Source organism: Sulfuricurvum sp. RIFCSPLOWO2_12_FULL_43_24, assembly GCF_001829605.1.
In the GTDB taxonomy this organism is placed as follows: domain Bacteria; phylum Campylobacterota; class Campylobacteria; order Campylobacterales; family Sulfurimonadaceae; genus Sulfuricurvum.
Genome location: NZ_MIBT01000035.1, coordinates 1 through 14073, shown reverse-complemented (window position 1 = coordinate 14073; position 14073 = coordinate 1). Strand labels below are relative to the sequence as shown.

The following is a 14073-nucleotide window of genomic DNA, read 5'->3' as shown; positions in this document are numbered from 1 at the left end:
GATAGAGTTTTTCATCGACTTGCATGACAAATTGATCTATCGTATCTTGCTGGATGGGTACTGAGCTGCCGAGAAGGACGGATACCACTCCAATGCTGACCGTGTAGCGGATGGATACTTCATCCAATAGGAGCTCTCTCTCAGCTGTTGTATCGCATATTTTTTGTCCAAGGAGAAGTGCCTCTTCTTTACTTGTAGCGGGAAGCAAGATCATAAACTCTTCTCCTCCGAATCGAAAAATATAATCGGATTTACGAAGTGTCTGCTCCAAAATACCAGAAAAGTGTTTAAGTACCATATCTCCTACTGCATGACCGTAGGTATCGTTGATCCCTTTGAAATGGTCCAAATCACACATCATCAGAGAAAACTCTCTGCCGGTTGACTTGGAGATATCGAGCTTATTCATCATGATTTTATCAAACAGCCGACGGGTTAGCAGATGGGTGAGGGGATCTTTGGCACTTTCTTCGATCTCGTTGAGAAAAGCGATCTCATTTCCGATCTCAAGAGAATAGTAATCAATCCGCTGCATAAGATGGATAAGGGTTGCAGGGCGAGCCCTTTTGCTTTTGCAATAGTTGATGACATTGGCTGCCAGATCATGGAGATTGATATGGAGTTTGTCGATCACTTTAAAATGGGACGTTGAGAGGAGATAGGTGGTGGTTGCGCTGTGCATCCACCGGCCAAATTCACAGAGATTTGGGTTAAGTTCGGGGTAGGTATCGTCGAATTTATTCTCTTGGACATAATGAATAAGATTAAGTATCCAACGAATATGGGACTCATAATGGATCATAAATTTTTTATCGGGCATGATCGCGATATGGGAGAGACGGAGTTCACCTTTGAGGGTAAGCTGCATTAGAAATTTTTGCAGGTACAAAACACTGATCCGATCTTCATGCCTTGCAAAATAGCGGTTTATTTCGGCGATATTCTCAAAATCCTGTTGTTCGACAAGAGTGCCGAGAAGTTTTCGGGCGATCGTGATGAGCTCACTGTATAAAAAAAGGTAGGATATCTCGTATTCGATGGTAAATTGGACGAGGGTGAGGGTATTTTTTTCAATTTCCTCTTCGGTGCTCGAGAGGAGAAGATCTAAAAACAGCTGTTTATGCTCGATTAGGGCTTGAGTGTAGAGACGGCTATCGGTACTACCGGTGTGCATACTTTCGAGATTAATACTGAAATCATGGATACATTCTTGAATATCCGGGAAATAGCGTTGAATCGTTTGCATAGGAACTCTCTTTATTGGATGAGCTTTATGAAGTATTGTAACGAAAAAATAAGAATAATGAATAAAAGTGCTTATCAAAGAAAAGAGGAGTTTTTCAAGCTCCTCGCGTAAGGATTATTTCAACTTTCCGACATGGGCACCAACGGCTTTTAAATCATCATCACTCAACCCCTCAAGAGAGGCTTGCATCGTCACTTTTTGATCACCGCCGAAACTGCCCGCTTTGTATCCCATGAGTTTTGTCAATGCCGCCGCGTCCCCTGCGATCGCTTTGCCGGAAATGGCAGCATCTTTACCGTCTACGCCGTGACATTCGGCACATTTGGCTCCGTAGAGCTTTGCTCCATCGGCGGCTACGAGGGCAGAAACTCCCAATACCATCAACATCAATACTTTCTTCATGCTGTTCTCCTTTTTACATCGTATGGGGTTTATTGTAGCACACTTATTTTACCATCTCCATAATACCCATAACAATTTCGACGGCGATGAGGACGATGATGATCCATTCTAAAAATTCACTTTTTTTGTGGTTGATGATGTCCATAACGAGCATGACATCCTCTTTGATTTGAGAGAGTTTGGAGAGGGCAATTTCGTGACGGTCGTAGAGCTCGAGGATAAAGGCAAGACGGTTATAGAGATTTTCCGCTTCTTCGTTATCCCATAGAATATTGGGTTTGTCGAGTAACAGCAGATTACTGACCATATCATGGCGGGTGAGGGCAAGACGTTTGGCAAACTGCATGAGATGCGAACGCCGGCTGATCGAGAAATGATGGATCGATGCCACGATTCGACGGCTTTGGGAGAAGAGGGTATCGAGCCGCTTTTCGTAATGTTCCAATCCGACGCTTTGCGAAATCGCCAGAGCGATGACATTGAGGCTTAATACGGTATCTTCTCGGAGGATAATCACTTGATTGGTGATGCTGAACGCTTCGGGGTGATTCGGATCGATTTGGATGGGGTAATCTTGGGTGATCAGTTTTTGTTCATCTTCCATCGATATGCCCAGCGTTGAGAGCGCGCTCAAAATAGTTCTTTTCTCATCCGCGATCAGTGTCAAAACGCCAAAAGGGGCAAGGAGCGCATGCAGGGTATCATTCCGGCCGTAGTAACCGTTTTCAACCCCTTTGTTCATGGTTAAATCAAAGGAATACTCTAGGGCTGATTTGCTGATTGGATGATCGAGATAAAGAGATAATAGGTTCATGATTTTCTCCTTTAACCGAAGATTGGTTGTTGATAGTGTATCATTCCTTTATTACAGTGAGGTGATAATGCAAACTAAAATAGCTATCGGACTACTAACACTAGGGCTCAGTTGGGCTCATTTGAGCGCTGATGTATCGGAGATGATTTTTTATCCGCAAGCCGATTTTTCAGAAGGAATTTTTCACTTTAATTATCAAGGTGCTAAAAATAAAAACTACGGATTTATGTTTGATCGCGGATTTGATTCAAATCGGATTGTTTATGTCCGACCTGAAGAGCATTCGATTGAAAAATTGAAAGACGGAAGCGTTAAACTCTCTTTTGCCAATACCGATCGCTATTCGTATGTGCAGCGTGCGTATAAAGACGATTTTTTGGTATCGGAAGAGAACGGTGTCTATAAAATACTCCTCAGCGGCGGGGATTGCAAGGGGAGCCCTGATTGCGTGACGGCAGAAAATATCCTTACCGTTAATGTACCGAAAGGGTATGGTGTCCGTAAATATCAGGGATTGGATCAAGATCTCAAGCCGCTTAAAAACCCGATATGGCAGGCAAAAGGGAATACGTATACGCTGACCGCCCGTGATGTCAAAGGGGCGTGTGTGATGATGGAGATTGAAAAACTCAAACCGGGTCAAACCATAACGCCGATGGTAGTTGCCGCCAATGAGATCAAACCGCTTAGCGCGCCGGAACCAACCCCAACAAACGTTCCGGTATTAACGCCTCCGGTTGCGGAAGTAAAACCGGTCGCTGTTGTCCCTGTGAGCAAAATTACGGCACCGGCAATCATCACCCCAACCCCTATCGTAAAAACCGAACCGAAAGTTGAAAAACCGATTGCGGTTGCTGCGAAGCCGATTATTGAAAAACCCTTAGCAACAACTCCAGCACCGGTAGCGTATTTCCGCAATTTTCAGCTGTTTGACAATCGGATAGTCGCCCTCAACGAAGCGGGAAAAACACGGTTGAATGAGTGGGCAAAAGTGTTCAAAGTCTCTGGAAACAAATCGATTATCATCAATTCGTATACCGACGATATTCCGCCACAGCGTCTCAAACATCTTTATGCAACGAATGAGATTATCTCTGAAGCACGGGGAAAAGTAGTCGCGGAGTATTTGGCAACGCAGGGGATTGATCTGAGTATCATTACGGTAAACGGGATGGGGGATGCCGATCCGATCGCTCCCAATACGACCGAAGAGGGGCGATCCAAAAACCGACGGATCGAATTTGTTCTTAATTAGATCTCTTGTAGAACTATTAAATCCTACATCTGTTCATAAAGATCGAACAGATCGACCCCATCGGGGAGGCGCGGTTTGCCGTCTCGGAATGAGCGGGTATGCGCGATAAGCCGTTTGAAATGTTTACGCAGATGATACGCATCCGGGACATTGGGACGGAACCAATCCCCTTTGGCGCTAAAGAGCCAGTCGATAACCGCTTTCACATCCAGTAGGGTATATCCCCCTGTTTCAATGAGGAGTTTTATCTGAGCGGCCCAACTCATGACATCGAACGGCTCTTCGAATTGAGGGTCGATGGAAGAGAGATGGCGGATGAAATATTGCGCCATCTCGAACTCTTCGGTGGTCGGTTTTGCCTCTGCGAGGGTTTGCTGCGAAGCGATAACCGGAGCATTGGAAGCGATCTCTTTGCGTACCCAACGCTCAAACTCCGCACACCAGTCGAATGAACGGTTATTTTTTGAACGCTGATAGAGGTTAAAATCTTCAAATAATTCTCGACGTAATCCCTCACGGTCACACAATTCGAGCGCGAAAGCGTGGAGTTCTTCGAACGTATCGTTGTTGATATTGAGAAAATAGCTGCTGTCGCTGTACTCGCTCGCTGTGAGAGCCATAACCGGTGATGGGAGGGTGGCAATCGGGGCAAAGGCATAGTAGATCATTACCCCTTGCGCTGTTTTGCGGCGGATCGTTTTTAAAATCCCTTTCTTCACCATAATATCGAGTGCTTCGATTACTTCACGAGGGCTATGACGAATCACCTGGGCGAGGGTAGAGGCATCGATATCACCGGGTTTGTCACCCCACTGCTGGGTATGACGGGCGATGAGGGGGAGAAGTGCGCGTTCCATGAGACTGAGATCTTCACGATCGATCAAAGCGAGCGGGAGAGTAATCATTTTTGCTTGACCGATCGGAGCAATTTGGCTTTGAACCCTGCGGCAAGGGTCGTGTTTTTATCGCGTTCACGACGCAATATTTCGTTACGGTACTCGTGGGTGACACGGGTTTCAAAGAGGCTCCGGTCGAGTGAAACATAGTCGTAAATCCACCGTTTACTGAGGGCTTTTACCACGTTAATATCGGTCTCATCGAGTAGACTTTTTTCTTCACCCTGACGTTTGATCGAGGTAAAACGGATAGACTCGAACCGCTCAAGCGCACTTTTCTCCCCATCTCGCACCAGACTGATCTCGCGGTGCAAATCGTACATCAGAGCGTAGAGCTTTTGCGCTCTCTCCTGAGCCTCTTGCTCGATGGGGGTAAGCATCTCACCCTCAAACTCTTCGGCAATCAGGGAAATCTTTTCAAACCCGCTTTTATACGGCATAGAGCGTGACGAGAGGCGGCGAAAAAACTCACGATAATGGGAGGGCTGAATCGTGCGCACTAAGTCGGCAACGTGCGCGCGGAGGTTGATATCCTCCTCGATTTTGAAATATTCCATCAACGAAGTGACGAATTGGGCGCGGATTTGATCTTCGGTTGGTCGGTTTTGCTGCATGTTTTATTGTATCAAAAAATGGCTTTAAGAAGTGCGGTGTCACTGCACGTGGGCTTTACGCCGAGTAAAACACAGCGTTAGCGTAGGACAAGGGGCTTTGCTCCTTGTACGTGAAGGATACTCAAGTGGCAAAAAATAAGGTAAAATGATGACGGGTATTTGCAAAGTACCCTAAATTTGCACTAAGAAGAGTTTTATGCTCACAATTAACGAAACGGTTATCCCTGATGGGGATGATGAACTTGGCGACAACCTCCTCTATTACGACTATAACATCGATCATCTTCTCTCGTTAGAGGCCAAAGGTCTTACGATGGAAGATGAGGGGTATATCAGTGCATTTCGCTCATTCGAGGGAGAGGTGTATGAAAATTACATCTACGAAAAACTTCTCCGTTACGCCGCTAACGAACCGCAGATTAAAAGTTTTATTATCAAAGGCCCCCATAAACATCGTACCCGCGCCCAAAGCGATGCCCTCTCGGTAAGCTGGAAAGGGCAGATCATCTACCGAGCCCGTCACAAAGAGATCGGCGAATTTGACGGATTGCTTTTTACCGATAAAGAGCTCTTTTTTGTTGAGATGACCCTCGTTAAATCGGTGAGCAATCTGAAAAAACGGCTCCGCAAAAAACGGGCACTTCTCGAGGTCCTTTTTCCCCGTTATCAAGTGAAAGCTTTGTTGGTTTTAAATGAGGGGGCAACCGGGACTTCCGATCTTCCGCCGTATGCCTCGGTATGGCTTACCAAACCCTACAGCGCCCGTCATATTTTAGACCGCCTCAGCAGTAAATCCAAGCGCGATCCGATGATTCGTGTCGAGAGTACTAAGATTGCCCATGCCGAAGAACTTAAAATTGCGGCATTTAAATATTACAGCACATTAACGTGGATGAGCCGATCACTGCGCGCCAAAGATCCGATCGATGTGGAATTTTTCCGACGCAATGCAACCCAGCGTTATCATGATATTTATACGAAAGTCTATGTCGGGTATCTCTCTGTCGAAGATTTTAAAACCCTTGCTCCCGATCTTTCATGGAACGGTTCAAATGCGTCGCGTGTTGTCGTCGCAATCGAAAAAGACCACTCGGGCGGATATTTTCTTACCTATTTTATCCGTCATAGTTCCAAGAAACTCGATAATGTCACGATCTCTTCGGGGATAAGCAAGGTGGCGAAAAAAGATCCTTTTGGGATTACCCTCACCGAGATGAATCATTTGGATAAAGTGATGGATCAGAGTTTTGCCCTCACGTTGGGACAGCACAAAGAGCTTGAAACGATTTTAAGCAAACTGACTCATTAAGGTCTATTAACCGTCAATTATCCTTTTTTCTTTTATACTTTCGTCAGTTAATCAGGTATAAGGATCTATTATGAAAAAGGTTATCATTTTGTTGATGGTTGCACTCAGTGTTTGGGCGGCTCCGTATAAAGTAGGTCAATCGGTAATGCCGCTTGATCTAAACGATCAGTTCGGTAAACGTCTTACCCTCAAAGCGATGCCGAAAACGCTGATTATGGCGTTTGAAAAAGGGACGGGAGCCACGGTCAACGAGTATCTTACTGTTCAAGAAAAAGGGTATCTGGTAAAAAATAAAGCGGCATTTGTGGCCGATATCAGCCAAATGCCAAAATTTATCACCGAAAGTTTCGCATTGCCGAAAATGCGCAAATATACCCATACGGTGCTTTTGATCCAAGATGAAGAGCAGGGGCTTAACTTCCCCTATCAGGAAGATAAAATCACCGTGATGAAATTTCGCGGGAACTTTCTTACCAAAGTTGAATTTATAGAAACTACAGCCGAACTTAAAAAAGCGATTGAGCAGTGATTACACCGCTCAAAGCTCTTCGTAAAAACCGGTTTAAAACGGCCCTCATTTTTATCAGTATGAGTGTTTCTATCGCCGCTATTTTCCTCATCAGTGCTATTTCCGGGGGTGTGGTGAGCATGTACAGCTCGATGCTCAAAACCGATGGGGATATTATCGTTACCCAAAAAGGGATTGCCGATACGTTTTTCAGTGATATTAACCGCTCTGTTACCGTAGAGATTTCCAAAATGGGAGGGGTCAAAGAGGTGAGCGCCCTCATTTTAGGGGCAGCTCCCGTCGATCCGCTTCCGATTGTCGGTATTTACGGTGCAAGTGAAAACCGTTTTAAAAGTTATACATTGACAAAAGGCTCTTCTCCACGCTCCGGTGAAGTGATGCTGGGGTCTAAGATCTATGAAACGCTCAAGCACCCCGAAACAATATCCCTTTCAAAAAAAGAATTCAAAGTCAGCGGTGTGTTTAAAAGCCGTATCGGTTTCGAAGACGGTGGGGTGGTTATGAATCTGGGGGATGCGGGAGAGGTATTTCACAAAAGTAGCTCTATTTTTCTGATCGCACTCGATGATTTGAGTCAAAGTGATACCATCATAGAGCAGATCAATACTGCAAATCCTGAAATGGAAGCGAAAACAACCGACGGATTTATCGATTCGTACAACCAGTTCAAGATTATCAAAACCAGTTCCGACGTGATCGGGGCCATGGCGTTTTTAATGGGGATATTGGGCATCGTGAGTATGATGAGTATGGTGGTGAATGACCGTAAGGGGGAGTTTGGAATTATGCGTTCCATCGGGCTCTCTTCGAGCACCATTATTTTAAAGCTTCTAAGTGAGACGCTGATTATCGCGGTTCTCGCCTATACCGTAGCACTTGGGGCTTCGCTGGGGATATTGGAGATGATAGAGCATGCCGATAAGTTTCAAGGATACATCAATGGAGAGATCACGTTTGCGTTAGCGTTAAAAGTGTTTATTGTATCGGTTACGATGGCACTGTTTGGAACACTTCTTCCTGCCATTTATGCTTCCCGTATCGACCCGATGAGCTTGATTCAACGAGGTGGAGCATGAAGATCGAAGCACTGGGACTGGAACACTTCTACGGTCATGAGAAAGTGTTGAACGGGGTCGATATCGAGATTTTACCGGGAAGCTTTACGGCGATTATCGGCGAGAGCGGAAGCGGGAAAACAACGCTTCTCTCTATTCTCTCAACGTTATTGCAACCATCGCATGGAAGTGTCCGATACGATGGGAAAACCCTGAGTGAATTGGGGAATATCGACCATTTCCGACGGGAGCATATCGGGTTTGTTTTTCAATTCCATTATTTGATTTCTTATTTGACGCTCCGTGAAAACGTGGCGTTAGCAGCCCTCGATCCGACATTAATCGATCCGCTGATGGGAAGTTTGGGGATTGAGCGGCTGGGGAAACGCTATAGCGATGAGGTCTCCGGCGGAGAGCGCCAGCGTGCCGCGATCGCCAGAGCCCTTATCAATCACCCCTCCGTCGTGTTCGCGGATGAGCCGACGGGGAATCTGGATACGAAAAATGCGCTCGGGGTGTATGAACTGTTTAGAGAATTTTCACATCAAGGGACAGGATTCGTGGTTGCATCTCACGACAAAAAAATTGCTGACTACGCAGATATAATTATTGAGATGGAGGATGGTCTTGTTAAGCAAATTCATAAACAATGAACTCCCTCTCGCGCTTGTTTGGCTGATTTTCGGACTCTTCGCAGGGCTCGTTTATGCGGTCGAGATGTTGGGGCTGGACGGGTCGATGACGCTCCTTTCTCCTGAGAGGGCACGGTCGTTACATATTTCGCAGATGTTGTACGGATTTTTCCCGTTGATGCTCTCACTGCTGCCGTTTGCGCTGTTTCAAAAAGAGGGAGTTTTGTCCGAAAATGCGATAGGCCATTTGCGCCGTTATTTCGTTGTTTGGAACCTCTTTTTACTCTTCATGTCTATGGCACTGCTGTTTGGAAATATTCGGGGATTGCCGTTTTACGATTTCCCTTATCAGCTGAACTTCCTCCTTGCTTTTAGCGGAGTGTTTTATCTCCTTGCCCTCGTAGATGCCTTGCGCCGCTATGAAAAACGTCCTTTGTGGGTCAATGTATCGCTTCTCGCTGTGATTGTTGCACCGATTGCATTGGTGGTGTTGATGAACCCGCAATACGGTCAAGTAGAACAGACCCTTGTCGGACCCCACGGTGATAATACACTGGGGATGAGTTTTACCCTTATTCCCCTCTATTATCTGCTCATCAAGCTTGTTGCCACACAGGAATTCAAACCTCGCTGGCATGGGTTATGGATTGTGCCGTTGGTCGGTTATGCACTCTCTCTCATTATCCGTAACTTCTTTCATAATCTCAGTTACAACGAAGAGTGGTTTTTTCAGTATTTGACGCTCCTATATCTTCCGCTGTTATGGGTTTGGCTCCGTGATGCGGGGGTGAATTTTAAAACGAATCCGTATCTGATCCTCTCGATTGCAGCATTCGTCTTTGTTGATTTGCAGGGAAATTTCCTCTTTATTCCCGAAATCCGCGCATTGATCCATCGTAACGATTTGGTGGTCGGACATGCCCATATCGCGATGGGACTTGGGGTGGCGTTTATGGCACTTGCGATCATGCACCATCTTTTGCCTAATCTCTTTCGTCGAGTCTACGCCGTACTTTGGACGGTATTGATGGCACTGATGGCGCTAACCCTTAGTGTCGCTGGAATCATTGAAGCAGGAGGATTTATCGGAGCGATTGAGCCGTTTTTGGGAATACGTGCCCTGATTGGTGCCTTACTCGTTGTCATGGTCCTTTGGATTACCTATGAGCGGATTCGATTTCGACTCGATTCGCCCCTCAAATTCTATCATTTGAGCGGTTTTTTGAGTGATGCAGGGGGAGGGGTGATTCTTATCCTCGGCGGTGCGGCACTTTTCCCGCTGCTCGGATTTAATTTTAGCGGAACGTATGAGTATATTGTGTTTGCTTTTATGATCGGGACGGGATTGATGCACTGGTATGGAATCCACAGTGATCCGCACCGTTTTGCGGAGCTTAGTGCGAGCGTGAGGGTTTTGTGCGCTTCCGTATTTGCCGCACTCTATATGGCGGGTGCGCTGGATGGAATTGCCCTCTTGGTGGCACTCTATGACACCTCATTTGCTCTGGTATATTGGCTGGTATTGCGAGGCAAACAGTGAACCTTCTCGTTATCGTACTCAGTTCACAGCTTCTGTATTATCTCCTTATCGCACAAACAGGGGTAGTGGGTGCGTTTGATTCCCATATCCATGACCTTTTTACCCTCCCTATCGGCGGAGTAATGGGGGCACTCTTTAATGCGCTTTGGCGACACAAAGATCTAAAAACTGAACTTTACTTTTTGTTTGGGGTTCAGATTATGATTTCGTGGTTTTACCCCAATTACTCGCTTGGGATGTTGTTGGCACTCGGTTTTGTTGTCGGATATACGACACCGCTTCTCCTTTACATCTTTGGTTCGCAAGGGAAGCTTCAGCTCTCGTTCGGGCTTGCTATTTCGTATGCCATAGGGACAGCACTGTATACCTATCCTTTTGAAGAGAGAGGGGTTATCGCTCTTGTTTTCCCCCTTATTTCTATTGTGGCCTTACGGTTTTTTCATCTCAATCGTCTGCCACAGATTGAGTACAAAAAATTTCCGTGGCGGCTTGTTATCGTGATGATGCTCTGGATCTTTGCTGATTCAGCCCTCTTTGAAACACTGAGCCGATCGGAAGCTATGGACATTTGGAGCGAATATACATTGCTGATTATAGCCTCTCATTTAGTGGGAGTTTATGCCGCATACTATTTTGGGGATGAACTCTTAAAACAGATTCCTGTTGTTTTGGGACTGTTCATTGTGAGTTATATTTTGTATTGGCTAGAAAAACCTATCGGACTCGCGATTGTCTATCCGATTGCAATTTCGTACTATAATGTCCTTGTATTTCATAAATTGATTCAACTGCGCAATATCAGAGTGACCGCTTTGGCGATGATCGGAGTTGGATGGATTGCAACATCGGCTGCTAACGCTATTGCGTTAGAACATCAGCTTTGGATTGCTGTGACGGTACTTGGGGTATTTTCCCTTCTTTTTCCATTTTATTTTAGGAGAGTTACATGAAAAAAATAGTGAGTTTGGTAGTGGTTTTAGTGGCAACGTCCGCATTTGCGGGAAATTTGAGCTTTGAATCAGGGAGCATTAAAGCACATACGGAAGTTTTTGGGGATTCAAGCATTGACCCTGTGACGAAAAAAATTGTTTCTGCTCTTAGTATGGATAAAGATCCTTCGACATTGAAAGGTTCAGTAGAAGCATCGATGCTCGATTTGATCAGCGATAATAAAAAGCGTGATGAACATATGCGTGAAACGATGGAATGTGATCGATTTCATATGGCGGTATTTGATATCAAAGAGGTAGTGGCAAAAGGGGGGGATAATGTGCTTCTTAAAGGTTCAATGAACCTCCATGGTGTAACCAAACCGATGAGTTTTGAAGGAACAATTACTGAAGAAGCCTCTAAAGTACGCATCAAAGCCAAAAGCAGTCTGAAAATGTCCGATTTTGGGATCACTCCGCCGAAAATGGTTTTTTTGAGCGTGCGTGATCAGGTTGATTTGAATGTTGATATTTCGTTGAAACGATAAATTTCCCCTACACGCAATATACGTGAATGAAACGGATAGGGCGCGGACAGGGTTAGTTGCTCGAACCACTCGATCGGCTCATCCAGCGAATCATCAGAGAGTTTAAAGGTTCCGTAATGGATCGGTATCAGGGTTTTTGCCCCTAAATCTCGTGCCGCTTGGAGCGCTTCAGGCGGTGAAATATGGAAATGTCGCATAATCGGCTCGGGTCGGTAGGCACCGATCGGTAAAAATGCTTCATCGATATCAAATCTCTCTCTAATCTCTTTAAAATGCTCCCCCATCGCACTGTCACCGCTATGGTAGAGCGTATGCTCGCTGTTTTGGATCACATATCCACCCCACAACGCTTTGTTCATGTCAAAATGGATACGATTGCTCCAATGCTTTGAGGGGACAAGAGTGATAAATAATCCTCCTACCATGACCGATTCCCACCATTCCAGTTCAAAGCATCGTTCACGTGTAATTTTCCCTTTTAAATATCGCCAAAATCCATTCGGTGCAACGATAATCGTCTTTGGATTTTGTTGCAATAAAAATAAAACGGATGCTTTGTCGTAATGGTCATAATGGGCATGGGTAATGAGGATGACATCGGCACGTAATTGCTTTTTGGGGAGGGGGAGTACACTGTATCGGCGATACAGCGGGAGATTTCCGAGTACCGGATCGATTGCTACCGTTGACTCTCCCATCTTGAGCCACAAAGATGCGTGTCCCAGCCAGAGGGCATACTCACCGCTTGGTAAATCTTCTTGCGTTAGGATGCTCCGGTTGGTCGCAATTTTCTCACGACGATGCAGTAATTTGGATAATTGCCATTTTAGAATCGTTGTTAAAGAAATTTTCGGTGACGTATAGTGTTGCATTAACCCTGCTGGTGTGATCCGTCACAGTAGGGTTTACGCCCTGAACGCCCACATCGGCAAAGCCATTTGTCGGTTTCTACTTCGACGGAAAATTTGATGGGTGTTTTGTCGGTTCCGCTATGGCTCCCATCACAAAACGGGAATGTTTTTGAAAGACCGCAAGTACAATACAAATACTCGGTATTGGCATCGAGTGATGCTTTGAAAGGCTCATTAATAAACTTGGTTTCCATGATACACCTCCATTTTCTGATTCCATAATTATCATTATAACCGCATTTTAGAGAATTAAAAGGGGGTTCGCAATAGTATTCGCTTAGTACAATTAAGGTAGAAGATGGAACCGTTTGCATTTATTATCGGCTTATTGCTTTTGGGTGTTCTTCTCCAGCGAACGGATGCCCCCGTCGATTTGGCCAAAAGTCTCAATTTTTTTGTTATTTATGTCTCTCTTCCTGCAACAATATTGCTGCAAGTTCCTAAGATCCATATGGATATGTCAGCATTGGGTGTCGTGCTTATTCCATGGTTATTGTTGCCGATTACCGTAGCTATCGTTATGGTACTGACAAAAAATCATCCCCCTGAAGTTCGTGCTGCTTTGTTGCTTGTCCTTCCGTTGGGAAATACATCATTTGTCGGGATACCGATTGTTCAAACACTTTTAGGAGATGCGGCAATCCCTTATGTCCTAATGTACGATCAGTTCGGGACGTTCTTGATCCTCTCCCTCTATGGCAGCGCTGTTTTGGCCCGGTATGAAACGGGACACATCCATAAACGGCTGATTCTCAAAAAACTTTTTTTGTTTCCCCCTTTTTTGATGCTGCTGGTAGCGATGATATGGGGTGAAATGCCCTCACGCATGATCCCTTACTTACAGATACTCTCGGCTACGCTTGTACCGGTAGCCTTGGTATCGGTAGGGTATTCGCTCCGGATTCGAGGGGGGATTGATTATCCTCTCTTTACAAAAGCTCTTATGGTCAAATTGATGGTAATGCCGTTGATTGCATTTGGAATTTTGTTTGCGATGGGAACTGAGCCTCTCGCACTGAAAACGGCGGTGCTTGAATCGGGGATGCCATCTATGATTACCGCAGGTGCATTGGCAATTGCGGCAGGATTTGCTCCGGCACTTAGTGCGGCGTTGGTCGGTTACGGGATTATCATTGCTTTGGTCACTTTGCCGATAATCGCTTATCTTTTGGAGCGGCTATAGCTATTCGAGCATCTCTTCAGATTCACCGAGCTGTAAGACACCTTGCTCCGCCAAGGCTTGTACCACATCGACAATTCGGCGTTGCGCGGCTTCAACCTCTTTCATTTTAACTGCACCTAAAAATTGGAGTTCTTCGATAAAAGCGTCTTTGGCACGTTGGGACATATTGGCAAAAAATTTCTCTTTGAGCTCTTCGGCCGCATTTTTCAG

The 14073-nt window shown here is 45.5% G+C and carries 17 protein-coding genes; 9 read left to right on the top strand and 8 right to left on the bottom strand.

What is annotated here, in order from left to right; genetic code table 11:
• From A3G19_RS03760 to A3G19_RS03750, 3 genes are all read right to left on the bottom strand, one after another.
• Positions 1-1246, bottom strand: a 1246-nt coding sequence (locus A3G19_RS03760; protein WP_294870642.1) for a sensor domain-containing diguanylate cyclase, incomplete at its 3' end; no start/stop codon positions are given.
• Positions 1247-1360: 114 nt separating this feature from the next.
• Positions 1361-1648 carry a c-type cytochrome gene (locus A3G19_RS03755; RefSeq protein WP_294870640.1) on the bottom strand — a complete coding sequence of 96 codons (288 nt, stop codon included), beginning with the start codon at positions 1646-1648 and terminating at the stop codon, positions 1361-1363.
• A 43-nt stretch (positions 1649-1691) separates the two neighbouring features.
• Positions 1692-2462, bottom strand: a complete 771-nt coding sequence (locus A3G19_RS03750; RefSeq protein ID WP_294870638.1) for an RMD1 family protein — start codon at positions 2460-2462, stop codon at positions 1692-1694.
• A 67-nt stretch (positions 2463-2529) separates the two neighbouring features.
• Between A3G19_RS03750 and A3G19_RS03745 the strand changes: the two genes are divergently transcribed.
• Entirely contained in the window at positions 2530-3717 is a 1188-nt protein-coding gene (locus A3G19_RS03745) for an OmpA family protein (RefSeq protein WP_294870636.1), read from the top strand.
• A 23-nt stretch (positions 3718-3740) separates the two neighbouring features.
• On the opposite strand, the gene A3G19_RS03740 is transcribed toward A3G19_RS03745, so the two are convergent.
• Together A3G19_RS03740 and A3G19_RS03735 are read right to left on the bottom strand one after the other, a co-directional pair.
• Positions 3741-4622: a hypothetical protein gene (locus A3G19_RS03740; RefSeq protein WP_294870634.1), complete on the bottom strand. Its 882-nt coding sequence runs from the start codon at positions 4620-4622 to the stop codon at positions 3741-3743.
• On the bottom strand, positions 4619-5227 hold the full coding sequence (locus tag A3G19_RS03735) for a hypothetical protein (protein WP_294870632.1): 609 nt from the start codon (positions 5225-5227) through the stop codon (positions 4619-4621). The genes A3G19_RS03740 and A3G19_RS03735 overlap by 4 nt, the downstream gene beginning before the upstream one ends.
• A gap of 196 nt (positions 5228-5423) precedes the next feature.
• On the opposite strand from A3G19_RS03735, the gene A3G19_RS03730 reads away from it, so the two are divergent.
• From A3G19_RS03730 to A3G19_RS03700, 7 genes are all read left to right on the top strand, one after another.
• Entirely contained in the window at positions 5424-6536 is a 1113-nt protein-coding gene (locus A3G19_RS03730; RefSeq protein ID WP_015654689.1) for a hypothetical protein, read from the top strand.
• Between the two features lie 70 nt (positions 6537-6606).
• Entirely contained in the window at positions 6607-7065 is a 459-nt protein-coding gene (locus A3G19_RS03725; protein WP_015654688.1) for a hypothetical protein, read from the top strand.
• Positions 7062-8141 (top strand): FtsX-like permease family protein, encoded by a 1080-nt coding sequence (locus A3G19_RS03720; RefSeq protein ID WP_294870630.1) that lies wholly within the window; start codon positions 7062-7064, stop codon positions 8139-8141. Before A3G19_RS03725 ends, A3G19_RS03720 begins: the two co-directional genes overlap by 4 nt.
• Complete coding sequence (locus A3G19_RS03715; RefSeq protein ID WP_015654686.1) at positions 8138-8773, top strand: ATP-binding cassette domain-containing protein; 636 nt, start codon at positions 8138-8140, stop codon at positions 8771-8773. Before A3G19_RS03720 ends, A3G19_RS03715 begins: the two co-directional genes overlap by 4 nt.
• Positions 8748-10292, top strand: coding sequence for a cbb3-type cytochrome c oxidase subunit I (locus A3G19_RS03710; RefSeq protein ID WP_294870628.1), 1545 nt, complete (start codon positions 8748-8750; stop codon positions 10290-10292). The genes A3G19_RS03715 and A3G19_RS03710 overlap by 26 nt, the downstream gene beginning before the upstream one ends.
• Complete coding sequence (locus tag A3G19_RS03705; protein WP_294870625.1) at positions 10289-11242, top strand: hypothetical protein; 954 nt, start codon at positions 10289-10291, stop codon at positions 11240-11242. Before A3G19_RS03710 ends, A3G19_RS03705 begins: the two co-directional genes overlap by 4 nt.
• Complete coding sequence (locus A3G19_RS03700; protein WP_294870623.1) at positions 11239-11769, top strand: YceI family protein; 531 nt, start codon at positions 11239-11241, stop codon at positions 11767-11769. Before A3G19_RS03705 ends, A3G19_RS03700 begins: the two co-directional genes overlap by 4 nt.
• On the opposite strand, the gene A3G19_RS03695 is transcribed toward A3G19_RS03700, so the two are convergent.
• Positions 11730-12641: an MBL fold metallo-hydrolase gene (locus tag A3G19_RS03695; RefSeq protein WP_294870621.1), complete on the bottom strand. Its 912-nt coding sequence runs from the start codon at positions 12639-12641 to the stop codon at positions 11730-11732. The genes A3G19_RS03700 and A3G19_RS03695 overlap by 40 nt on opposite strands.
• Entirely contained in the window at positions 12641-12874 is a 234-nt protein-coding gene (locus A3G19_RS03690) for a CDGSH iron-sulfur domain-containing protein (protein WP_015654681.1), read from the bottom strand. The genes A3G19_RS03695 and A3G19_RS03690 overlap by 1 nt, the downstream gene beginning before the upstream one ends.
• A 104-nt stretch (positions 12875-12978) precedes the next feature.
• Here A3G19_RS03690 and A3G19_RS03685 point away from each other — a divergent pair, with 104 nt between their 5' ends.
• Positions 12979-13863 carry an AEC family transporter gene (locus tag A3G19_RS03685; RefSeq protein WP_294870619.1) on the top strand — a complete coding sequence of 295 codons (885 nt, stop codon included), beginning with the start codon at positions 12979-12981 and terminating at the stop codon, positions 13861-13863.
• Here A3G19_RS03685 and A3G19_RS03680 read toward each other — a convergent pair.
• The coding region (locus A3G19_RS03680) for a FliG C-terminal domain-containing protein (RefSeq protein ID WP_294870617.1) at positions 13864-14073 on the bottom strand (210 nt) is incomplete at its 5' end.

Coding starts and splice junctions, on each gene's coding strand:
- A3G19_RS03755 (WP_294870640.1), bottom strand. CDS start 1,648: ATGAAGAAAGTATTGATGTTGATGGTATTGGGAGTTTCTGCCCTCGTA.
- A3G19_RS03750 (WP_294870638.1), bottom strand. CDS start 2,462: ATGAACCTATTATCTCTTTATCTCGATCATCCAATCAGCAAATCAGCC.
- A3G19_RS03745 (WP_294870636.1), top strand. CDS start 2,530: ATGCAAACTAAAATAGCTATCGGACTACTAACACTAGGGCTCAGTTGG.
- A3G19_RS03740 (WP_294870634.1), bottom strand. CDS start 4,622: ATGATTACTCTCCCGCTCGCTTTGATCGATCGTGAAGATCTCAGTCTC.
- A3G19_RS03735 (WP_294870632.1), bottom strand. CDS start 5,227: ATGCAGCAAAACCGACCAACCGAAGATCAAATCCGCGCCCAATTCGTC.
- A3G19_RS03730 (WP_015654689.1), top strand. CDS start 5,424: ATGCTCACAATTAACGAAACGGTTATCCCTGATGGGGATGATGAACTT.
- A3G19_RS03725 (WP_015654688.1), top strand. CDS start 6,607: ATGAAAAAGGTTATCATTTTGTTGATGGTTGCACTCAGTGTTTGGGCG.
- A3G19_RS03715 (WP_015654686.1), top strand. CDS start 8,138: ATGAAGATCGAAGCACTGGGACTGGAACACTTCTACGGTCATGAGAAA.
- A3G19_RS03700 (WP_294870623.1), top strand. CDS start 11,239: ATGAAAAAAATAGTGAGTTTGGTAGTGGTTTTAGTGGCAACGTCCGCA.
- A3G19_RS03695 (WP_294870621.1), bottom strand. CDS start 12,641: ATGCAACACTATACGTCACCGAAAATTTCTTTAACAACGATTCTAAAA.
- A3G19_RS03690 (WP_015654681.1), bottom strand. CDS start 12,874: ATGGAAACCAAGTTTATTAATGAGCCTTTCAAAGCATCACTCGATGCC.
- A3G19_RS03685 (WP_294870619.1), top strand. CDS start 12,979: ATGGAACCGTTTGCATTTATTATCGGCTTATTGCTTTTGGGTGTTCTT.